The organism is uncultured Clostridium sp., from assembly GCF_963515715.1.
Classification (GTDB): Bacteria; Bacillota; Clostridia; order Clostridiales; family Clostridiaceae; genus Clostridium_AW.
In genome coordinates this window covers 148372-172757 of the sequence record NZ_CAUPZS010000003.1, presented here as the reverse complement: position 1 = coordinate 172757, position 24386 = coordinate 148372, and the positions used below count along the sequence as shown (strand labels likewise).

General features: G+C 30.6%; 16 protein-coding genes, 1 tRNA gene, 2 riboswitches and 1 other annotated feature. Of the genes, 13 read left to right on the top strand and 4 right to left on the bottom strand.

Annotated features, from left to right (window positions below; translation table 11 throughout):
* The first annotated feature begins 5 nt into the window (after positions 1–5).
* From RYO54_RS04380 to thiW, 5 genes are all read left to right on the top strand, one after another.
* Positions 6–3848, top strand: coding sequence for a DUF4430 domain-containing protein (locus tag RYO54_RS04380; RefSeq protein ID WP_315116128.1), 3843 nt, complete (start codon positions 6–8; stop codon positions 3846–3848).
* 148 nt (positions 3849–3996) lie between these two features.
* Positions 3997–8355: a hypothetical protein gene (locus RYO54_RS04375; RefSeq protein WP_315116126.1), complete on the top strand. Its 4359-nt coding sequence runs from the start codon at positions 3997–3999 to the stop codon at positions 8353–8355.
* 178 nt (positions 8356–8533) lie between these two features.
* Positions 8534–8842, top strand: coding sequence for a hypothetical protein (locus RYO54_RS04370; RefSeq protein ID WP_315116124.1), 309 nt, complete (start codon positions 8534–8536; stop codon positions 8840–8842).
* A gap of 172 nt (positions 8843–9014) precedes the next feature.
* Complete coding sequence (locus tag RYO54_RS04365) at positions 9015–10739, top strand: phospho-sugar mutase (protein ID WP_315116122.1); 1725 nt, start codon at positions 9015–9017, stop codon at positions 10737–10739.
* Between the two features lie 45 nt (positions 10740–10784).
* Positions 10785–10890: riboswitch (TPP riboswitch) on the top strand.
* Between the two features lie 516 nt (positions 10891–11406).
* Complete coding sequence (gene thiW / locus RYO54_RS04360; protein WP_315116120.1) at positions 11407–11970, top strand: energy coupling factor transporter S component ThiW; 564 nt, start codon at positions 11407–11409, stop codon at positions 11968–11970.
* A gap of 157 nt (positions 11971–12127) precedes the next feature.
* On the opposite strand, the gene RYO54_RS04355 is transcribed toward thiW, so the two are convergent.
* Entirely contained in the window at positions 12128–12823 is a 696-nt protein-coding gene (locus tag RYO54_RS04355) for a stage II sporulation protein P (protein ID WP_315116118.1), read from the bottom strand.
* 290 nt (positions 12824–13113) lie between these two features.
* On the opposite strand from RYO54_RS04355, the gene RYO54_RS04350 reads away from it, so the two are divergent.
* The 3 genes from RYO54_RS04350 to RYO54_RS04340 all read left to right on the top strand — a co-directional run bounded on the left by RYO54_RS04350 (position 13114) and on the right by RYO54_RS04340 (position 16172).
* A complete protein-coding gene (locus RYO54_RS04350; protein WP_315116117.1) occupies positions 13114–13962 on the top strand; it encodes a patatin family protein in 849 nt (282 codons plus the stop codon).
* Between the two features lie 75 nt (positions 13963–14037).
* Positions 14038–14287, top strand: a binding site (T-box leader).
* A gap of 78 nt (positions 14288–14365) precedes the next feature.
* Entirely contained in the window at positions 14366–15388 is a 1023-nt protein-coding gene (asnA, locus tag RYO54_RS04345) for an aspartate--ammonia ligase (RefSeq protein WP_315116115.1), read from the top strand.
* A 187-nt stretch (positions 15389–15575) separates the two neighbouring features.
* Positions 15576–16172: a DUF3793 family protein gene (locus RYO54_RS04340; protein ID WP_315116114.1), complete on the top strand. Its 597-nt coding sequence runs from the start codon at positions 15576–15578 to the stop codon at positions 16170–16172.
* Between the two features lie 23 nt (positions 16173–16195).
* Here the strand turns inward: RYO54_RS04340 and RYO54_RS04335 are convergent, their stop codons facing one another.
* The 3 genes from RYO54_RS04335 to RYO54_RS04325 are packed head-to-tail and all read right to left on the bottom strand — an operon-like array spanning position 16196 to position 19063.
* On the bottom strand, positions 16196–17020 hold the full coding sequence (locus RYO54_RS04335) for an ABC transporter ATP-binding protein (protein ID WP_315116112.1): 825 nt from the start codon (positions 17018–17020) through the stop codon (positions 16196–16198).
* Positions 17020–18072, bottom strand: a complete 1053-nt coding sequence (locus tag RYO54_RS04330) for an iron chelate uptake ABC transporter family permease subunit (RefSeq protein WP_315116110.1) — start codon at positions 18070–18072, stop codon at positions 17020–17022. Before RYO54_RS04330 ends, RYO54_RS04335 begins: the two co-directional genes overlap by 1 nt.
* 49 nt (positions 18073–18121) lie before the next feature.
* The gene (locus RYO54_RS04325; RefSeq protein WP_315116109.1) at positions 18122–19063 is read right to left on the bottom strand and encodes an ABC transporter substrate-binding protein; all 942 of its coding nucleotides are present in this window, start codon (positions 19061–19063) and stop codon (positions 18122–18124) included.
* A 91-nt stretch (positions 19064–19154) separates the two neighbouring features.
* Positions 19155–19330, bottom strand: a riboswitch (cobalamin riboswitch).
* A 140-nt stretch (positions 19331–19470) separates the two neighbouring features.
* On the opposite strand from RYO54_RS04325, the gene RYO54_RS04320 reads away from it, so the two are divergent.
* From RYO54_RS04320 to RYO54_RS04300, 5 genes are all read left to right on the top strand, one after another.
* The gene (locus RYO54_RS04320) at positions 19471–20301 is read left to right on the top strand and encodes a kinase (RefSeq protein ID WP_315116108.1); all 831 of its coding nucleotides are present in this window, start codon (positions 19471–19473) and stop codon (positions 20299–20301) included.
* Positions 20302–20314: 13 nt separating this feature from the next.
* On the top strand, positions 20315–21037 hold the full coding sequence (locus tag RYO54_RS04315; RefSeq protein WP_315116107.1) for a gamma-glutamyl-gamma-aminobutyrate hydrolase family protein: 723 nt from the start codon (positions 20315–20317) through the stop codon (positions 21035–21037).
* A gap of 232 nt (positions 21038–21269) precedes the next feature.
* Positions 21270–22553, top strand: coding sequence for a branched-chain amino acid transport system II carrier protein (brnQ, locus tag RYO54_RS04310; protein WP_315116106.1), 1284 nt, complete (start codon positions 21270–21272; stop codon positions 22551–22553).
* 201 nt (positions 22554–22754) lie between these two features.
* Positions 22755–22829: transfer RNA gene (locus RYO54_RS04305), tRNA-Glu, on the top strand.
* Positions 22830–22940: 111 nt separating this feature from the next.
* Entirely contained in the window at positions 22941–24317 is a 1377-nt protein-coding gene (locus RYO54_RS04300) for a PhoH family protein (protein WP_315116104.1), read from the top strand.
* Positions 24318–24386: the final 69 nt, after the last annotated feature.

Sequence of the window (24386 nt, the reverse complement as noted above, 5' to 3'; positions counted from 1 at the left end):
TTTTTATGAATAACAAAAGGAAAAGAATAATATCTTTTATCATGGCATTTGCTATGATTTTGTCCACATTTAATTTTAATTTGTTTATGCCTAATAAAGTTTATGCTGAGGAGATAAATAATGTACAGACAACTGCAACAGTAAAGGATGCTATCGAAGCGGTAATCGCATGCATGAACAAAGATTACTATGATAATAAAGGCGGTTCACTTGAAGGAGAAGCCTATGCTGCTATGTTTAAAGCGGGGGCAGACATAGAAAAAAGAGGTTGGGGAGTAAATAAAGATACATCTAGCTATGGATTAGCAGCTTTTGGTTCTAAAGTAACTCAAGCATTAGCACTTATGGATTTTAATGAAGATCCAACAACTTATAAAGAAATAAATTTAATTAGCGATATAGCACAGGAGATAAGCAAGGTAAGTTCACCTAAAAATATTGGTATAAATGAAATTAGATCTTTAGTACTTTTAGATAGGTATAATGAAAAGTTTAGTGATAAAAAAGTAGATTATAATATAGAAAATGCAATTAAAAACGTAATAGGAGTTCAAAAAGAAGATGGTTCAATAAATGGTGCACCACAGCATACTGCAGCGGCATTAATTGTTTTAAATAAGCACAAAGATATTGAGGGAGCTAATGAGTGCATAACTAAAGCTTTGGACTATTTATATGTAAAGTATACACAGAATGGAGCTTTGGTAAATTCAAAATTCTTTACTGGTCCTAATGCTGAAGCTGTAATGTGGTTTGCACAAATAGGAGAAGATTTAATATCAGACAAATGGATTAAAGATGACAAAGGAATAATAGAAACATTATTTAATTCATGGGATGGTAAGAAATTTGTAAGCTCTACTGGAGGAAGTGACTATACTCCAATACCAAAAGTACTTTCTGCATTAGTTGCCCTCAAAGAAGCAGGATATGAGGATTATCAAATAAAGGGTGTAAAATTTGATAATATTAACAAAGAAGAACCTGAAAAAACTTGTAAAGCAAATATAACTATAGTTTATCCAAATGGAGATAAAAAGTATGATGTAAAATTTAAACCTAGTGAAGTTACTATAAGTAATAAGAAACAATCAGGACTTACAGTTTTAGGAGCATTACAATCAGCAACTAATGAGTATGAAGCTAAGGGTAGTATGGTTACATCTATCTTTGGAATAAAAAATGAAGGCATGAATGGATGGATGTATTCATTAAATGGAGAAGTACCAGAAACTTATGCAAATGAAACAGAAGTTAAAGATGGAGATAAAATTGTTTGGTATTACAGCAAAGATGCCATGAGTGGAAATGGACCTTCTTATAAAGAAATAATTAATATTGTTAATGATTCAGACACTGAGGAGCCAGAAAAGGATGGCAGCAGTATAGCTTCAATAATAAACGGGATAGTAAATTACTATAATGAAGATCATTTTATAACTAACCAAGGACAATTACAAGGTTTTGAATACTCTGCTATGTACAATGCAGGGGCAGATTTAGGTAAAAAACAGTGGTATTTAAATGAAAAATATGAGAGTTTCGACAAAGACTTAGCCTATGTAGGAAGTAAGGCAAATCAAAGCTTAATCCTTATTGATTTAAATAAGGATGCTAATGATTATAATGGAAGAAGATTAATAGATGAAATAGTAGAAGAAATAAATAGTACTAATAGTTATTTTGCACAAAGAGAAATAACTGCTGTTATAGCATTAGATAAATATAATGAAAAATTCAAAGATAAAAAGGTTGATTATAATATAGAACATGCTATTAGTAAAATCATAGAAGCACAATGCGAAGATGGAGGATTTAAAGAGAGAGGAAATTCCTCTGTTCCCATAAATACAGGATATGCATTAATGGCCTTAAGCAAGCACAAAGATGTAAAAGGTGTAGAAGAAGCTATATCAAAGGCTTTAACATATTTACAAGGGATACAAAAAGATGATGGTGGGCTATATGATACAGCTTTTATAACAGGATATCATTCAGAAGTCCTTCGTGGAATAATTGCAGTGGGAGAAAATCCTACATCAAAAGAGTGGACAAAACCTTCAGGTAAAAATCCAGTAGATGCCTTATTCACACTATGGAAAGATAACAATTCTTTTGACGGTAAAAAAGGTGAAAGTGTGAACAATAGAGGCTGGGTAGAAGCTACATGGAAAGCATTATATGCATTGATAGACTTAAGGGATGCTGGATATGATAAATATGTAGTAGATGGAATAAAGGTTAAAGGCATAGATGATGGAGATAATGAGCAGGAAGAAAAAACTTTTAAGGTTAATGTAGCTATTGCTATACCAGAAGGTAGCAAGTATGAATGTTATTTCAAACCACAAGAAGTTACAATAAGTGATAAAAAGCATGATAAAGGATTTACAGCTCTTGGTGTGTTACAAGCTTCCACCGAACTTTATCAAATGACAGGAGACATGGTTACTTCTATATATGGAATCGAAAATGCAGGATTAAATGGGTGGATGTATACTGTAAATGGAGTTGTACCAGAGGTAATGGCAGGCAAAGTTTCAGTTAAGGCTGGTGACAAAATTATATGGTATTACTCCATGAGCTCCATGGAAGGTAAAGCACCAACTTGGGAAGAGTTAACAGGAGAAGATCCAGAAGAAAAGCCAGAAGATTATACAAAAGAAGTAGAAAAAGCAATAAAATCATCATCAAATATTTTATCAAAAGAGAATATTAGTGATTGGAACGCAATTGCTTTAAAAGTAGCAGGAGTAGATATACCAGATACTTACTTAAAGTCTATAGAAGAAAAGATAAAAAATAGAGATGAAAGCTTATTTAAAGAAGGCAAATTTAAGGAAACTACAGATTGTGAAAGAACAATTATAGGAATAGTGGCAGCAGGTGGAGATCCAAGAAACATAGGAAATTACAATTTAATTGAAGATTTATGTAGCAGAGATTTATTAAATGAAAATAACATATATGCATTAGCATATGGCCTTATTGCATTAGATTCAGGTAAATTTACTTTACCTAAGAATTGTAAATTTACAAAAGAAGATATAGCAAATGAAATAGTTGATATGCAGTCAAATGGAGGCTGGGGATTCGGATCTGTAGATGCAGATACCACAGCCATGTGTTTAATAGCTCTTTCAAACTATAAAAATGATAAAAATGCGAAAAAAGCAATAGATGATGCAGTAAAAGTTTTAAATGATATAAGAAATGATAAAGGAGAATATACTTCAGAATGGAATAAAAATGGTTCAAGCGAAAGTATTTCTCAAGCAATAGTAGCTCTTACTTCATTAGGAATTGATCCAACTGGCAAAGAATTTACTAAGGGTGAAAAAAATCTAATGGATTGCTTATTAGCATATAAAACTAAGGACGGAGGATTTGCTCATACAAAAGATAAATTAGACACTGCAAATCTAAGATCAACAGAACAAGGGTTACAAGCTTTAGCAGCATACAAAAACTTTAAATCTGGAAAAATAGGTTCTATATATAATATTAAAGAATTTAAAGATGATGTAAAAGTAGAAGAAATAGAAATTGAAAATTTAACAGAAGTAAAAGAATTTAAATTAGGTACTGATGCAAAAGTAACTGTACAAGCTATAAATAATACTAAAGAAGCTAAAAATACAGCTTTAATAGTAGGTTTATTTGATAAAGATGGAAAGCTTGTAAACTATGCAGCAGCAGAACAGAGTATAAATGGAGGGAAAACTGTTAAGTTAAAAGTTAATTTAAAACTACCAAAGGAAAGTGGATATACAGTAAAAGCTTTTGTATGGAATGGATTAGAAGATATGACACCACTTTCAAATATAATAGAAATACCAGTGAAGTAATCAAGTGATTATTGGCTTCAGATGAAGAGGTGAATTTTATCTGAAGCCAATAATTAATTATATGAGGTGGTAGCTACACTACATAGGGGAGAAACAACTATAACTGTCCCTAAATTTAGATGAAATATTAATATAGGAGAAAAACTTTATGAAGAAAAAAAACAAAAAAATAATATCCTTTATAATGACTTTTTTAATGTGCTTTTCAATATTGGATTTTTCAATATTAGGATTAAAAGCATCTGCAGAGGGAAATGGGGAAAATGAAACTAACTCCAATATAAGTATAAGAGTAGAAGGAATAAGAGATAATTTATTTGATAAAGAAGTAAGTATAAAAGATGAGGTGTATGTAAAAGATTTACTTTCAAATGCGGTAGGGGAAAACAATATAGAAGGACTAGATTCTAATAATGTAACTAAAATTTTGGGAGAAGAGAGAACAGGAAATATAGGATGGATGTATTATCTTGTTGATAACAATGGCGATATATTACAAGGTAATGTAATAAGTGAGCAACTAATTAAAGATATTAAAGGCAATTATTACAAAGAAATGGTTTGGCATATGGCAAAATGGGTTGGAGGAATTTCATGTATACCTAAAATCCATATGGAAAACACAGGAAATTCATACAAATTAAAAATCACTGAAGAAAATGTTATGATGGGAATTGATCCAAGACCTGCAAAAGAAGTCAATGTAAAAGTCGAAGGTGTAGGGGAATACAAGACAGATGAGAATGGGGAAGTATCTTTCAAAGTAACTGAAGGAGAACATAAAGTTTATATTTATAAAAATGATAAGGATTTAAAGGGTGAAGAATATCCAGCTATAGTAAGACAATGTTTTTCTATAGTAGGTGAGACCTCAGAATCTGAAACTAAACTTGAAAATATAATAAAAGATATAAGAAAATATTATGAGAATAATCAACAAGATAATTATTTAAATATACTTTCATTTAATCATATAAATTCTGGAGAAAAGAAGAATTTTAAATTAGAAGAATCAAATAATGTAGCTGCTATAGCAGATAACATAATGGGAATAATAGCAATTGGCAAAAATCCTTATAGCTATGAAGGAGTAAATTATGTAGAAAAGCTTATAAAAGCTCAAAGTGAAAGCGGAAAATTTATTCTAGGAGATAGTGACGAAGAATCAGTTACTGCACAGTCAGAAGCTATTATTGCATTGGATATGGCTTCGGCTAAATATGATGTAGACAAAGCTTCAGCATCACTAATTGGTTTAGCTAAGGATGGAAAGTATGAAGATATAGATAGTACTATAAAGGCTTTAATAGCACTGTCAAAACATAAAGATGTAAATGGAGTTAATGAATTAATAGAAGCTTGTCTTAATGATTTAAAAGATCAGCAATTAGAAGGTGGAGGCTTTGATTATTATGGAATGGGAAATAGTCCTTACTCTACAGCACCTGTTATACAAGCTTTGATTACAGTAGGAGAGAACCCACTAGAAGATAAATGGACTAAAGGTGGAAGAAACTTATTAGATGCACTATTAGCTTGTAAAGTATCTGACAATGGATTTGAATTTATTGAAGGTATGGGAGGAGGATTTTCAGACCCTACAGCAACAAATTTAGCTTTTGCAGCTATTGCAGATATTTATAAAGGACAATCTATGTACCAAAATTTCAAATTCAAATTGGAAGAAAAATCAGATTTAAATAAAATAATAAAGGAAGAGCTAGAGGATATTAAAGAGTACTATAATAACACTTCAAATTATGATTTTAATACTATAGTTGGTCTAAAAGCTTTAGGCATAGAAGATAGTGTGCTCCAAAGTAAAGCAAAATTAAATAATAAAGAATCTATATTATTTGCCGCTGGAGATGTTATTTCGATAATTGGAATGGGAAAAAATCCAAGAAACTATAATGGCAAAAATTATGTAGACATTCTTGTGGATTACATAAAAAATCCTAAGGAAAAATATATACAAACTAAGGCATATTTATATAGCTTAATAGCTTTAGATATGGCTTCTGGTGATAAAGAGGATATTAAAATAGTTTTAGAAAAAGTAAAAAGTGAGTGCAAAAGTGGGAAATTTAACGATATTGTAGATACAGCCTTGGTAATCACAGCACTTTCAAATCATAAAAATGAAGAGGGCATAGCTGATATAATAAATTCAGCTATAACATACTTAAAAGATGAGCAGCTAGAAAATGGAGCTTTTACTATTGGTAAAGATATATGTCCAGAAGGTGATAGTCAAGATACTGCATTTGTTATAGAAGCATTAATTACCGCTGGAGAAGACCCGTTATCAAAGGAATGGACTAAAGATGATAAAACACTATTAGATGCATTATTATCTTTTAAAATGGGTAAGGGATATATATATTCAAGTATGTTTGGTGCCTATGAACAAGATATGTATACATCCTTTGTGTTAAGAGTATTTATAGCACTAAGGGATAAAGAAACTGTATTTAATAAATTTAAAGTTTCTTATGATGCAGACAAAGATAAGACAGAAGATATAAAAAATACTTTAAAAGATTTGAAAACTTATTATAGTGGTAAAGAAAATTATGAATTTAGGGAAACATTAGCATTGAATCATTCTAGTAATAATATTTCAGAGGATATAAAAAATCTACAGGGAAAATATAAAGTAAGAGAAAATGCTGACAGTGCAGCTAGTGTTGCTGCTAATATTATGGGAATAATAGCTAGTGGTAAAGACCCTAAAAAATATAATGGAGTAAATTATGTAGAAAAGCTTACAAACTCTCAGGTGAAAAATGGAGAGGATAAGGGGAAATTTATAATTGAAGAAGAAGATGGAATGTATCCAACAACACAGGCATATGCAATTATTGCATTAGATATGGCTGATTCAGACTACAATAAAGAAGCAGCTATAAAGACATTGTGTAATATGAGCATAAATGGAGTATATAGTGATATAGATACTACAGCTATGGTAATTACTGCATTAGCGACTCATAAAGATATAAAGGAAGCGGAAAACATAGTAAAGTCTTCTATAAAATATTTAAAGGAAAAACAAAATAATGAAGGGGGATATGATACTTATGGGCAAGTTAATAATCCATGTACTATATCCACTGTAATACAAGCACTTGTTGCAAATAACATAGATCCACTAAGTGATGAATGGGCAAAAGAAAACAGTACTATGGTAGACGCTCTTTTAAAGAATAAAGTTAATGGTAACTTTGGAAATGATTTTGCAAATAATCAAGCATTTATGGCTTTAGCTGATTTGTATAAGGGAGAATCTATGTTTAAAAGTATTAGACTTTTAGATGCTTCTGGTGTTAAAAAAGTTATAAATGAATTAAAAGACTATTACAGTAACAAGGATAATACATATAACTATATTCAAGCTCTAACATTAAGTAAAGTTGGATTTTCCAAGGATTTAATAATGCCTAAGTTACAATTAAGAGAAAAAGAGCCTGATTTTTTAAATTATGATAATAAAACTACAAATCATGCTAAAAATATAATAGCTATAGTATCAGCAGGATTAGATCCAAGAAATTATGAAGGTGAAAATTATGTAGATATTTTGGTCAAGTCTCAAAATGATGAGGGACAATTTAAATTACCTGAAGATGATAAATCATCTATTATATCTCAGGCTTATTCTATAATAGCTTTAGATATGTGTAAAGAAAATTATGATATAGATGGAGCTATAAAAATATTAAAAGATGTAGCTGATAATATTAAAAATCCCAATTTATCAATTATATCATCAATAACCATTGCATTATCTAATCATAGGGATATAGAAGGGGTTAATAATTCAATAAATAATTGTGTACAAAAACTTAAGGAATTACAAATTGAAGATGGGGGATTTAGTTTAAGTATAAAATACCAAGATGAGAAATGTTCAGAATATACCTCAGAGGGGATACAAGCTTTAATATCAGCAGGAGAAGATGTATTGTCACCAGCATGGAGTAAAAATGGAAAAACACCATTAGATGCGTTAATGACATATAAAAAAGGAGACCATTTTATTTATGATGAAGTAAAAGCTAGTTATAATGATTTTACAGATCAAGCAAATGGAATGGCTTTTGCAGCTCTAGTAAGTATATATAACGGAGAATCTGTGTTTAAAGCATTAAATCCACAAAAACCAGATGGTGAAAAACCAAGTGAGGATAAGGAGTTTCAAATTAAAAATTTAACAGAAGTAAAAGAATTTAAACCAGGTAATGATGCAAAAATAACTGTACAAGCAATAAATAATACTGAAAAAGCTAAAAATGCAGCTTTAATAGTAGGTCTGTTTGATGAAAATGGAAAACTTGTAAACTACGTTGGAGCGGAACAAAGTATAGAAAACGGTAAGAGTGTAGAGATAAGTGGAATAATTAAACTTCCAAAAGAAGGGGAGTATACAGTAAAAGCTTTTGTTTGGGATGACTTAGAAGAAATGAACTCTCTTTCTAATGTAATAGAAAAACCAGTTAAGTAAATAATAAAAATAGGGATTTTTGTCTTTCAAAAATCCCTATTATAAATGTAAAAAGGAGTAGAGATAGATTATTATCTTAAAAAGCTCTTCGTATTTTGCATATATTGTGGTAAAATTTATAATAAGATTTGCTTAACAATTTTAAATTACTACAAAGTATTAAGGAAGGAAACAAAATATGAAAAATAAACAAAATAAAAAAGATACACAAAATATAAAAGAGACAGAAAATATAAAAAATAAACAGTCAATTTTGAATATTTTATTTGGCCTTATAACATTTATAACTATAATAGCAAAAAGCTATCCTGCGGAATCTAGTGTAAGATTGATTTTAACTGTAGTAAGTATAATAATTGCAATACCTTTTTTATTTATATTAGTAAAAAACAAGATGTATACTAATAGACTTAACATGTTTATAGGAATATTAGTAGTGTTTCAAATAATAAACATTTTTTATTATACTTATGTACTACAAAGTTAAAAGTAAAATTGGAGTTATTGAAATAAAAAGCAGCCTACCTTTTAGACGGTATGGTTGCTTTTATTTTTAAAATGATAAAATATAAAAGTTTACAAATAGTACTAATATATTTATGTAAAATTTGATACAATAAATATATTATATAGTAGCCTAGAAGGGAGATAATGATATTATGCATTATATGAAAGTTTATGAAGAGTGGTTAAATAACAAATATTTTGATGAAGAAACTAGAGCAGAATTAGAGAGTATAAAGAATGATCCTAAGGAGATAGAAGATAGATTTTATAGAAATTTAGAGTTTGGAACAGCAGGTTTAAGAGGAAAAATTGCTGCTGGTACAAATAGAATGAATAAGTACATAATAGCTAAAGTAACGCAAGGGCTTGCTGATTTTATAGTGGAAAATGGAAAAGAAGCTATGGATAGGGGAGTAGCTATAGCTTATGACTGTAGACACTATTCAGATGTATTTGCTAAAACAGCAGCATTAGTATTAGCTGGTAATGGAATAAAAGCTTATCTTTTCGAAGGATTAAGACCTACTCCAGAGCTTTCTTATACTGTAAGAAGATTAAATACCATATCAGGTATAGTTGTGACAGCAAGTCATAACCCAAAGGATTATAATGGATATAAGGTTTATTGGGAAGATGGAGCTCAAATATTATCTAGCATTGCAGATCCTATCACAGAAAAAATAAATAATATAGATGATTTCAATAAAATAAAAATGGCAAGTGAAGAAGAGGCAAAAGAAAAAGGGCTTTTAGTGATGTTAGGAAAAGAAATTGATGATGAATACATAGAAAAAGTAAAGAATTTAAGCCTAAGAGATGAAATAGATAAAGATATAAATATAGTTTATACACCTTTAAATGGGACAGGAAATGTACCTGTAAGAAGGGTTTTAAAAGAAAGAGGGTTTAATAATATATTTGTAGTTCCTGAACAGGAAAATCCAGATCCAGATTTCACCACCGTAGGGTACCCAAACCCTGAAGATGTAAAGGCATTTAAATACGCTGAAGAATTAGGAAAAAAAGTAGGAGCAGAACTTTTAATAGCAACAGACCCAGACTGTGACAGATTGGCTATAATGGTAAAGGATAAAAACGGAGAGTATGTAGCTTTTAATGGAAATCAAACTGGAGTCATATTGATAAAGTACATAGTTGAGGGGATGAAGGATAAAGGAAAACTACCTGAAAATGCCTTTATAGTAAAATCCGTTGTTACTGGAGATTTAGGAAAGGCTATAGCACTAAAATATGGAGTGGAAACCTTTGAGGCATTAACAGGATTTAAGAATATATGCGGAAAGGCCAATGAGTTAGAAAAAGAAGGTAATCATAAATTTATATTTGGATATGAAGAAAGCATAGGTTATGTAGCAGGAGACTTTGTAAAGGATAAAGATGGAGTAATATCTTCAATGCTACTTTGTGAAGCTACCGCATATTATAAGACTTTAGGAGAAACTTTAATAGATGTATTAAATGAAGTTTATGAAGAACATGGTTATTACAGAGAAAAACTAATATCTCTAGTTTTAGAAGGGGTAGAAGGACAGAAAAGAATATCTAGAATGATGAAGGTTTATAGAGAAGAATTCCCAAAAGTTTTAGGGGATGTTAAACTAGTGAAATACATTGATTTAGAAAGAGGTATAGAATACGATTTGAAAAATGAAGAAGAAAGCAAGAGTGAGATACCTGAATCCAATGTATTAAAATTCATATTGGAAGATGGTTCTTGGTATGCTGTAAGACCTTCAGGTACTGAACCAAAGATAAAAATTTATATGTATTCTATAGGCAAGACTCTAGAGGAAAGTGAGAATAAGTTGAAGTCTATGGAAGAAGTTATAATGAGGAAATTACATTCAGTTGAATAGACAAGAATAAAAGTTTGGTTGTATTTAGTAAAACTATATGATAGAATTTAAAAAAAGGGGAGCTTGTATTGCAGGCTGAGAGGAAGTTAAGCTTCGACCCATAACCTGATTCGGATAATGCCGACGTAGGTAAACACTTAGTTTATACTATTTGTTTATGAATTTTTATGAGTATAAATAGGATATACCTTATTTGGTGTATCCTATTTTTTATTACTGATTTGAGGAATTAATATTCTCCATAGGCGAAGGGGGAGCGCCCTGGCCCATATGTTAAAAAGACAACTAAATAGCGAGGGAGCTTGTGTTTCAAGATGAGAGGAAGCTTTTAAGCTTCGACCGACTAGTATGGCTTATGCTATATAGGGAATTGCTATTTTGTTGTGTTAAAAAATATACTTCTGTAATGGTATTTATTTCCCACATTGCATATTCTGTAAGCTAAAAGCCATACAAGCATTAATATGCATAAAATCAAGTGATTCTTAGCTTCAGATGGAGTTTGCTTAAAAGGAATACTTACTCCAACTGAAGCTTAGAAGAACTTATCCAGGGACGTAGCATCCGTTATGCACAGCATAAGAACTCTAAATCGCTTTCACAGAGTGCGATGGGAGTATTACGGATGGTAGTCATCGGATAAATATTATTAGAGAGGTAGTTTGTTATGGAAAAAAGATCTAAGTTATTAAAAAAACTTATGCTAGCAATGATGGTTGCAATGGGAGTTGTAATTTCACCAATTCTTCGAATTGAAGGAATGTGTCCTATGGCTCACTTTATTAACATTGTATGTTCTGTTCTTCTTGGACCATGGTATTCCCTGCTTTGTGCTACATTGATTGGTGTTATAAGAATGTTTTTTATGGGAATTCCACCTTTGGCTCTGACGGGAGCAGTTTTCGGCGCCACTTTATCGGGAATTTTCTACAGAGTCTCTAAGGGTAAATTAATCTGTGCTGTTGTAGGTGAGGTTATAGGGACTGGTATCATTGGAGCTATCCTTTCCTATCCTATAATGACATTTATCTGGGGTAGAACATGGCTTACATGGATATTCTATGTCCCCTCATTCATCAGCGCAACACTTATTGGTGGCACAATTGCATTTGCTTTTCTCATAGCATTACGTAAGACAGGTATGCTTGCAAAAATCCAGAGAAGCTTGGGAGGAAAAGTTTATGATAAACCAGAAGCTGACAACAAACAGCCTATTGCAAATAAGGCATAGGGTTAAGTTGAAAAAGCTGTAGCTGAATTAAAGTCAAAGATTCTTTATATGAAGTGTAATAGTTAAAGTTAAATAATTAAAGTAGCATGAGAACTAGAAAGTTCAAAAGGTGGGTAAGGAGACTTTAAGTTGTAAATATCTCCTTACTTTATTTCATTTAAGAAGATTTAATATTAAGGTTTTTGAAGGCTGAAACAAGTGCATTAATACAAGCATCCACCTCTTCAACAGTTGAAGTGTTATAACCAATGTCAATAACAAGGGCGGTTTTAGATAGGTCCTGATTAAAATAATTAACTCCATTATTGTATAAATATATATTTGCCTTTACTTCTTCTGTTCTATTTATTTCCTCTACAATTAAATCAGCAAATTTTCTATTGGTTTCATAATAGGGGTTATTTTTAGAAAGAACAATGGTAATATCATTTTCAGCTGTTTTTGGAGAGTCGGTGATATCCCTATGTATATCTAATAATATAGACTTATCGTAATTTTCAACATTGTTTTTTATGGACTCACGAGAATTAGAGTATGACTTTGTATAGGATTCTGCGGCTTTTAATTCTATAAAGCTACTATTTAAGCCTTCTTTTATAAGATTATCATTAATAATTGCTCCAATATCAGTAACTTTTTTTCCGAAAGCATATTCTTCATCTGCATGGCTATTATATATAACTATAGGGGAAAGGTTTGATGCCGTAGTAGTTTTATTAACTTCCATTGATAAATCAGTAGAGTCATTTATCATACTTTTTCTTTTTCGTACTTCTGAATATGAAAAACCTATTACTACAACTAATGTAAAAAGTGATATTGCAATAATTATGTTTCGCTGAAATTTTTTCATTGTTATCAACTCCCTTTTATAATTCATATCCATATTGTAAATATATAGATAATTTTTAATTTAATTCATATACTTCTATAATTTATGGTTATATTTATATTATGAGCATGTTAGAGTAGTTTTATAACCATTGAAAAAAGATAAATATGGAATTATGAATAAATTATTAAAGACATGTAAATTTATAAAAGAAATATTTAAATTTATAAAAAAATGGGGGTATAATAATATTGTAATTTTCAAGAGGGGAGAGTAAAAAGTAGAGATAAGGATAAAGAGGAGAGAGTAATATGGGAAAAATAGGATTAGTACTAGAAGGCGGAGGAATGAGAGGATTATACACAGCAGGAGTGCTAGATTTTTTTATGGAAAAGAATCTGTATTTTCCATATGTTATAGGTGTGTCTATGGGGGCTTGTAATGCTACATCTTACATATCAAGGCAAATAGGAAGAAACAAAGATGTGACTATTGGATATATAAAGGATCCTAGATATATAGGATATAGAAACTTTTTAAAGTGTAAAAGTATATTTGGACTAGATTTTATGTATAATGAAATACCCAATAAGTTAAATCCATTTGATTTTCCTACTTTTTTTAAGGCTGAAGAAAATTTTGTAGTTGTAGCTACAGATTGTAACACAGGAAAACCAATATATTTCCATAAGGATGATAATGAAGATATTTTAACCGTAGTAAAGGCTTCAGCTAGCCTTCCTTTTATATCGCCTATAGTAAAGTATAAAGATAGATTACTGTTAGATGGTGGAATTGCAGATTCTATTCCTGTGAAGAAGGCTATGGAAGATGGATTCAAAAAAAATATAATAATACTTACTAGACCTAGAGGATATAGAAAGGAACCTTTTAAACATAAGAGATTATTAAAAAGGGTTTATTCAGGTTATGATAATTTAACCGAAGCTATATTAAACAGATATAAGCATTACAATGAAACTCTAGATTATATAGAAAACTTAGAAAAAGAGGGAAAAGTCTTTATAATAAGACCAGAAACAGGATTAAAAGTAGGAAGAATAGAAAGAAATAAATCAAAGTTAGAAAGCTTATATAAAATAGGTTATGAAGATATAGAGAAAAAATATGAAACATTATTAAATTGGACAAATAAATAAGTAAAGTTTGGGAAAGCTATTGACAATATAGATTATAACGTATATAATCGAATTTAATTAATTAACTTGTCCCAAATAAAGACTGTGAAGAGAAGAGTAAGTATAAAAGGTAGTCATAGCGAATGGGGGATGGTGAAAGCCCTATACGAAAATTATACTGAAGAACATCTCTGAGTCTCTAACCCAAATCTTTAAGGAGAGTAGGCTTAGACGGAACCCAACCGTTAATGAGGGAGAGTATTGATAGATACTCTTTAGTGTGAGAAGAGCTTTTTGTAAAGCTAATCAGGGTGGTACCGCGGAAGATATACCTTTCGTCCCTTTGTGGGATGAAGGGTTTTTTGTTTTTAAAAATAGTGCACTATCAAAACATTATATAGAATATAGGAGGTAGCAAAAGACTATGGGTAAATATGATGAGAGACTTATAATTCCAGAGGATTATAAAACTGATTTAAGTTTAAAAGAGACTGCAATAGCGCTAAAATGTGTTAAAGATACTTTTGAAAGAGCATTGGCTCATAAATTAAATTTAATAAGAGTATCAGCACCTTTATTTGTTAGGTGTGATAAAGGATTAAATGATAACCTAAGTGGTGTGGAAAGACCTGTATCTTTTACTATAAAAGATGATAATGAAGCTTCAGCTGAGATTGTACACTCCTTAGCTAAGTGGAAAAGAATGGCTCTGTATAGATATGGATTTGATGCAGATGAAGGACTTTATACAGATATGAATGCAATAAGAAGAGATGAAGATTTAGATAATATACATTCCATATATGTAGACCAATGGGATTGGGAAAAGGTATTAACAAAAGAGGATAGAAATATAGAGTATTTAAAAGATGCAGTAAGAAAAATATATGAAGCTTTTAAAGAAACTGAAAAAAAAGTAACTGAAAGTTATCCTTTTTTACAAGAAAATCTTCCAGAAGAAATAACTTTTATAACTTCTCAAGAGATTGAGGATTTATTTCCAGGACTAACTCCAAAGGAAAGAGAAGATGCTATAACTAAAGAAAAAGGGGCAGTATTTCTAATGCAAATTGGAAAAACTTTAACCTCTGGTGAGAAACATGATGGCAGAGCTCCAGACTATGATGATTGGGAATTAAATGGGGATATACTTTTCTGGAATCCAGTGTTAGGAAGAGCTTTAGAGCTATCTTCCATGGGAATAAGAGTAGATGAAGAGGCATTATTAAGACAATTAAAGTTAGCTAATTGTGAAGAAAGAAAGAGCTTAGAATTCCATAAATTATTATTGGAAAAGAAGTTACCTTATACAATTGGTGGAGGAATAGGGCAGTCAAGAATGTGTATGTTCTTTTTACAGAAGGCACATATTGGAGAAGTTCAATCATCCATATGGCCTGAAGATATGATTAGATTTTGTGAAGAAAAGGGAATAAATATTTTATAACAAAAAAGGTTAAGGGTCTTAGAAGATTCTTAACCGTTTTATTTTCTAAGACATATTAAAAAAGTTAAAATAAGTGTATCAATAATATTTTTAATGCAAATAATATAATAAAAGATATTTTAAAAGTTGAATTTATATAGTATAATTGATATTGATATTCGTTATCAATAAGGAAAGGGTGGTTACTATGAGTCAACTTGAAATTATATCAACATTAAAAATGATAAATGAATTAGAAGAAAAAGACTATATGTTTTATATGACAGCATATAATATAGCGCCTGTTATCAATGGAAATAAACCCTCTTGTATATTAACTTTTTCTCGAAATAATAAAAATTTATATGATGCGTGGAAAAAACATAATGAAGAATTTTTAGAGACCTATAAAATTGATGCATTTACTATTAAAGATACAGGAGATGTGTATACGGTTATTTTCTATAGAAAAGATAGATTAGAAGAACACATATTTAATTATAGAAACATCCTTTTTCTAAATAAATTTGGATATGATAAAGAGATGTCCTTGGAAGAATGCTTAGAATTGATGAAGAGAAGATATGAGGACTTTTGCCCTCATGAAATGGGAATATTTTTGGGCATACCTTTAGAAGACGTAGAAGCCTTTATGGATTATCCAGAAAAAGATTTTATAACCTTTGGGTATTGGAAGGTATATTATAACCTGGAAGAGGCTTTAGAGACCTTTAGATCTTATGATGAAGCTAAGATTAAAGTGTTAAGAGATGTTAGAGAAAAAATACAACCTTGGAGCAATTAATCCTACCAAGGTTGTATTTTTATTTAAAGAACATTTATCAATAGTTCTTCTCTCATGTAATTTTTACTTATAGGAATGATATGTGGTTTCCCTGTAACAGGATTTTTTATTATACAAGTTTTTATATTATATGCATTCTGTATATTATTCTCCGTTAATACCTCTTCTGGTGTTCCATGAGAGGATATATTACCTTCTTTCAATAAAATTAAATAATCACTATACTGTGCAGCCAAATTTAAATCGTGGAGTACAGCTATAATAGTAACCTCTCTATTTAAATATTTAACCGTATCTAGGATGTCGATTTGGTGTTGAATATCTAGATTAGAAATAGGCTCATCTAATAGTATTATATCGCTTTTTTGAGATAAGGCTCTAGCTATAATCACTCTTTGGCGTTCTCCACCGCTCAGTTGATTTATGAATTTATCTTTAAGGTGCCAGGTATTCGTCATCTCCATGGCCTCTTTAACTATAGATAAATCCTTTTCCCCTTCATTTTCAAATCTCTTTAAATAAGGAGCCCTGCCCATAAGGACAATATCTAAAACAGAGAAATCAAAGTCTATATTGGTATTTTGAGGTACTGAGGATAGCTTTTTAGCTAAATTTTTGGTTTTATAATCATTTATTTCCTTACCGTCGATGTAAATACAGCTTTGATTTACAGGTAATGCTCTACCTATATTTTTTAGAAGAGTGGTTTTCCCAGAACCATTAGGCCCTATAATGCTGTAAAATTTATTTTTTTCAAATTTTATATTTATATCATTCAGTATTTGCTTGTCATCATAGGAATAATTTAAATTATTTATATCAACTGAATGTGAGCTATCTCCAGCCATTACATCACCTTCTTTTTATTCTTTATTAAAAGATATATAAAATAGGGAGCACCAAAAATTGAAGTTATTGCACCTACAGGAATTTCTGCAGGTTGGGCCAAAGTTCTTGCTAAGGTATCTGAAATTATCATAAATATTCCTCCACCTAAGGCCGTAAAAGGAAGTAATATTCTATGGTCAGGACCAACTATAATTCTTATCATATGAGGAATTATTAATCCTACAAATCCAATTATTCCACTCACAGATACACAAGCAGCTATGATTACTGATGAAATTACAAGTAATAGTTTCTTTACCTTATCTACCTCTACACCTAGAGAAGAGGCTGTGTCATCTCCTGTTAGCATTACATTTAAATCCTTTGAAAATACAAATATTAGAAATCCCCCAATAAAAATAAAAGGTAATAGGGAAATAACAGCTTTCCAATTTGCTGAATTTAAACTCCCCATTGTCCAAAATATTATCTGCTCAACCTGTTCTCTATTAAAAATCATGATAAGAGAGATTATTGAAGATAATAGAAAGCTCACGGAAACTCCAGCTAAGAGCAGTGTGTTAGTTGGAAGTTTAGTACCAGTTCTCGCTATGCTATACACTAATAATGTGGTAAGTATAGCTCCAGTAAAAGCAAGTATAGTAACTCCACTTAGGCCTAAAAATGCAACGTTTAAACCTAGTACAATTGCAATGGAAGCTCCAAGGGCAGAGCCGGAGGAGATTCCTAATACATATGGATCCGCCATGGGATTTTTAAAAATGGCTTGAAAAACACATCCAACTAATGATAAACCAACTCCTATTAATGCAGCTAATATAATTCTTGGTAATCTTAAGTTTAAAATAATTAATTTATGAGTGGAAGATATACCTTCTAAGTTTATATATTTTCCGAGGAGAGGTATCTTTGAAGAAAGAATTTTCATGCTTTGATAAAAATTTATATTTGCCACTCCTAAGGTACTGGATATTACTGTAATAACTAGCAATATAACTACTAATATAATTAATAAAAATTTATAGTGTTTTCTTTTGTTAATATAAGACATGAAAATTCTCCTTTTCTTAATCCTAAATATTATTAAATATAATTAATCATTATTTAAAAGCCTCAGGGTGAATTATTTTAGCTAAAGCTTCTAAGCCGTCAGCTAGTCGTGGTCCTTGTCTATCTAACATATTATTATCAATCTCAAATAAATTACCTTTTTTAATCGCTTCTAAATCCTTATATCCGTTTGCAACTTTAATTCCCTCTTTAGTATCAAAATATTTTGATACTATAACCATATCAGGATTTTTATCCAATACTTTTTCAACTGAATATCTCCAACCTTCTGCATCATCTGCTATGTTTTTACCTCCTGCCATAACTATCGCATTTCGTACGAAGGTCTCTTTAGTAGCAGTAAAATCTCCAGATTGGCCGTAACTTATTACATAATATATTGAAGGTGTTTCTTTTCCCTTAACTTTTGATGTAACATATTCTACTTTTTCTTTCATGTTATCTACAACTTCTTTTGCCTTATCATTAGCATTCAATACTTGACCCATTTTTTCTAAAGTATTATAAGCTCCATCAAAACTATCTTCTCCATATAGTCCAACAACTTTAACACCTAAATCTTCTAATTTTTTTAGTACCTCCTTTGGAAAATGAGTAGAGGCTATTACAACGTCAGGCTTTAAATCAACTATTTTTTCAATGCTAGGTTTTTGTAAGCTGCCGATGGATTCAACAGACTTTACCTCTGCTGGATAGTCACAAAAATCTGTTCTTCCAACTAATTTATCTCCTTTACCTAAAGCGTAAACAGCTTCAGTAATATTTGGTCCTAAAGATATTATTCTCTCTGGTTCTTTGTCTATAGTAACTTCTCTTTCATAGGAATCTTTTATTTTTAAAGGATATGTTGTAGTTACTGGCTGTTTAGTAATGTTTTCACTTTCATTTTTTGCATTTTTTCCACAGGCTGTTAGTGAAACTATAATAATTAGTGATAAAATTCCTATAATAATTTTTTTAAGTTTAGTCATTTTACTTCCTCCTTAAATTTTTAGAAAACAAAAAACCCTTATCATAAGATAACGGCTTAAAAGTTTAAACCATTAGCTTATCCACGTAAGCTAAGCGTTTAGACATATAGGCAGATTTCCTGGCTTAGATTCATCGTCTATTTAGCTCCTTCCCCAAAATATTGAGTGGATAATGCTAATGACTCATCATCACAGTGGCGGGACCGCAGAAGATTTAACTTCTTTCCCTATTAAACCCTTAAGGGTACCTATAAGTTAATTCTTAATTAAACTTTATTGAATTTTCTTCTAAATTTGAGTTTAACACTTATTTATATAGCTGTCAATATAGCTAAAATCCTATTTACAGAGGGTAAATCCATTGTTAAAATAAAAGTTAAAATAATAAATTTTGAGGAGTATATATGATGGATGTTGTAGTACGTTATCCTGCAAGTTTTGGTGAAATTCTTCAAGGTAAAATTAGTGATAAAGATATTTTGTGCTCCTGTCCTATTAATATGTATACAGAAGTAAGAATTTTTAAGAGCAAAGATCCAAAATTAAAATATAATTATTCTAAATCTTGTACATTTATGGAGAGTTTATTAAGGGAGTGGGGAGAAGAAAAATACATCGACATTTTAGATATAGAAATTAAATCTAATATTCCTACAGGTAAAGGATTTGCTAGTAGTACAGCGGATTTATGTGGAGTGTATCATGGACTTTTGAAACTTTTTAATAAGGAGTATAACCCTAAGGAGATAGAAAAACATTGTATAAACATTGAACCTACAGATAGCATAATCTTTAATGAAATGACTATTTTTGACTACAAAAAAGGTCTATATAAAAAGGGAATAGGTGAGTACATAGAATTTAATATTTTAGTTTTTGAAGGAAATAAAGTAGTGGATACAGTACAATTTAACAGTAAACCACTGCCGCCATTGAGCAATATAGAGGATTTAATAGAAGTATTTGAAGAAGGAGTAAAATATAAAGATATAAAAAAAATAGCATATTGTTCAACAGAGAGCATAAAGAGAAATAATGAAAGATTAAAATATGATATTTTAGATAGTGTATTAAAAATAAAGGATGAAATTAAAGGCTATGGAATAATTGGGGCTCATAGCGGAGATGCATTAGGCATAATATATGAAGGAGAAGTAGATTTTAAAACCTTAGAAAAATATAAAGATCAGCTTAAAGACTATAAAATTTATGAAGTGAAAACATTAAAAAGTATATAAGGGGGATTCAATCATGGGGGCAAAAATTATTGGAGTTGTTGGGAATTTACAAATTCATAAGGAGGAAGGATTTCCAAGTTACCATAGAATATTTGCAAACAAGGATTATTTAGATGTGGTAGAAGAGTGTGGAGGGGTACCTATAATACTTCCATTCACAGAGGAGTATTATAAGGTAAAAGAACAGGTGAAATTAGTAGATAAAGTCATAATAACCGGAGGAGTTGATATTAACCCATTTTATTATGGTGAGGAATCTATAATAAATTGCGGAACCATTGTTCCAGAAAGAGATGACTATGATTTTATGGTTATAAAAGCCTGTGAGGAATTGAACAAACCTATCTTTGGTATATGTAGGGGAATGCAAGCTATAAATGTTGCCTGTGGCGGTACATTATACCAACATATACCAGAGGTTGAGGAGTTTTATTTGCAACACTCTCAAAAATCAGCTTACGATGTAGCTGTTCATAAAATAAAAATTAGAGATAATACTAAGCTTTACTCTATATTAGGAGGGGAAGATAAGGTAAATAGTTTTCATCATCAATCTATTAAAGATTTAGCACCGAGTTTTACTATAAGTGCTTTCTCTAATGATGGAGTAGTTGAAGCTATTGAAAATATTGATGGAAGAACTATAATTGGGGTTCAATGGCATCCTGAAAAAATGTACTTAAATAATGAAGGGATGAAGGAGTTATTTCATAGATTTATAAATATTTATGAATAAAATATATTTATAAAATAAAAATAAGGAAACTGAAGAAAGAATGCGAAATACAATGGCTTTTTTTAGTATATTACCATGGTTACATAAGATTCCACTTGTGTATTATGGATTTTTTCTATAAAATAATTATCAAACTATGTAATAATTTATGTGAAAATAGTTGGCTATATATTGAAAGTATTCGTCACTTTGAGGATGAATACTTTTTTTAATAGGCATGAGGGGGCAAAGGATGAGTAAAGATTTAAAAAACATATTGATAACGGGCATGGCTTTATTTTCTACATTTTTCGGAGCAGGAAACTTAATTTTCCCTCCTACATTAGGCTATATGGCAGGAGATAAATGGGGATATATTGGATTAGGATTTTTAATTACATGCATTGGGTTACCTTTGTTTGGAATAATATCTGTAGCTTTATCAGGAGGAAAGACAGAGGATTTAACAAGAAAAATATCACCAACCTTTGGTAAAATACTATGTTCTATAATAATGTTGTCAATAGGACCTTTATTTGCAGTGCCGAGAACTGGAGCTACAACTTTTGAATTAGGGGTTCTTCCTTTATTTCCAAAAGTCAACTCAATAGTAGTATCCATTATATTTTTTGGTATCACATATATTTTGGCAGTAAATGAGTCTTCCGTTGTAGATAGAATAGGATCTATTTTAACTCCATTTTTATTGATTACCTTAGGAATTATAATAGTTAAAGGAATTTTATTCCCTATTGGAACACCTGTAAATACAAACATAGAAGGAGCTTTTTCTAAGGGATTTACAGAGGGATATCAAACTATGGATGCGTTAGGTTCCATAATATTAGCACAGATGTTTATAGGAGATTTATTTTTAAAAGGATATAAAGACAGAAAAACTCAAATAAATATAATAATGAAGGCTGGGATAGTATCAGCAGTATGCCTTGGAGTTGTGTATTTAGGATTATTATATATAGGAGCAACTTCTAGTGGAGTAGTAGATCAGGATTTTACTAGAACAACTATACTTGTATTCATAAGCCAAAGATTGTTAGGTGATAGCAGTAAAATAATATTTGGAGGGGCAATTGCAGTAGCATGTCTTACAACTTCTGTAGGTTTAACAGCAACTACTGGAAACTACTTTAACAAATTATTAGAAAATAGGATAAGCTATAAAGCAATAGTACTTTTAACTTGCATAGTAAGTACTATTATGTCTAGCTATGGAGTGGAATCTATAGTAAAATTAGCAATACCAATACTTCAAATTATTTATCCTGTAGTAATAGTACTTATAGCTTTATCTATGTTTTCAAAATATATTAAGAATAAAGGAGTTTATTCTGGAGCCGTATATGGAGCCATGATAATTAGTATTGTAAACTCTTTAAACTCTGCAGGAATAACATCTATTTTCAGTGGTATTATAAAAATGTTACCTTTTTATGCTGGAGGATTTTCATGGATATTACCTGCAGTGGTTGGAGGAATAATTGGAGGAGTTTTCTTTCCTAGTAGTGAGAGTAAATAGATAATTAAAAGGTGATAATTGAGAGTTTATAATTTGAAATTTTGAAAATTGAGAGTTTGGAAGGGATTTTGATGTACAAAATCCCTATTTAAATTATAGAAACTTCAACATGATAAATATTATTTTTTAATATTTATTGTATGAAATATTGACAATCTGCTATAAAAGTTATATACTTATCGAGTTGAATAAAATATATATGGCCTCTTGGTCAAGTGGTTAAGACGCCACCCTCTCACGGTGGAACCAGGGGTTCAATTCCCCTAGAGGCTGCCATATAAAAATAGACTGTAGTTTTTACACAGTCTATTTTTTTGTTTTATATCATAGTATATATTAACCGGATTATTAAATATGCAATGATATAAATTAGAGGAGGAGTGCCCATTGAAGAGGACTTATGTGCTAGATACTAATGTTTTACTGTATTCTCCTGGTGCTATATTCTCCTTTGGGGAACACGATGTAGTAATACCAGAAGTGGTATTAGAAGAATTAGATAATTTTAAGAAAGATAAAAATGATTTAGGAGCTAATGCACGGTACGCGTCAAGACTAATAGATAAATTAAGAAAAGAAGGAAAGTTAAATAAGGGAGTTCCTCTTCCAGGAGGGGGAAAATTGAGAGTAGAGATGAATCATCAACATACTGAGATTCCAATATCCTGGGATAAAGCTAAACCTGATAATAGAATAATTCAATTATGTAAGGGTCTAAAAGAACTAGGCGAGGATGTATGCTTAATCACTAAGGACATATTTGAAAGAATTAAAGCTGATATCGTAGATATAGATGTTGAGGATTTTCATGAGAAAGTAGTACCTGAGTATGAAAGTCAATATACAGGAAGAATAGACTTGTATGCTTCCTCAGAGAAAGTAGATCAATTTTATCAAAGTAAATTTATAGAGATAAAGGATTTAGTATATTACGCATCCATAACTGATGAATACGTGACCCCTAACCTTTATTCAAATCAATTTATAATAATACATTCTCTTGATAATCCAAGGAAAACTGCTTTAGGAAGATTTGACGGCAAAAAAGTAGTACCTTTGTATTATAAGGAAATGAGTCCATTAGGCATAAATCCTAGAAATGTAGGGCAAAAATTTATGCTAGAAGCTTTATACACTGATGCGAGTACAGCACCTTTAGTTATAATAAAAGGTCCTGCTGGAACTGCAAAAACCCTTTTTTCCTTAGCGGTTGGATTAAATAAAATATTAGAAGAAGACACAAATCAATATAGAAGAATTTTAGTATGTAGGCCTAATGTAACTATGGATGAAGATATAGGATATTTGCCAGGAAAAGAGGAAGAGAAAATTTCTCCTTTTATGAGACCAGTTTTTGATAATTTAGAAATACTTGTAGATTCAGATGAGAAAGAAAGATATAGAAATGAAAAGGAATTAGCGGATAAAATAAGAGAACTTTTTGATAGAAGGATAATTACAACGGAAGCTGTTGCATATTTAAGGGGAAGATCTATTATAAAAAATTGGGTGATAATAGACGAAGCTCAAAACCTAAGTCCAAAACAAGTTAAGGCAATAGTAACCCGTGTAGGAGAAGGTACAAAGTTGATGCTCATAGGAGATCCAGATCAAATAGATCATCCATTTCTAGATTCTAGATCTAATGGACTCTGCTATGCTTCAGAGAAAATGAAGGGTAGTGAGCTTTGTTATCAGATAACTTTGAAATATGATGAATGTGAGAGATCACCATTGGCTTATGAAGCCTCTAAGATGTTATAGTTCCCTTTTAGCTGGTAATTTTTTAGAATATAGATGCTGAAAAGAGATCCCCTTAAGGGGATTTCTTCA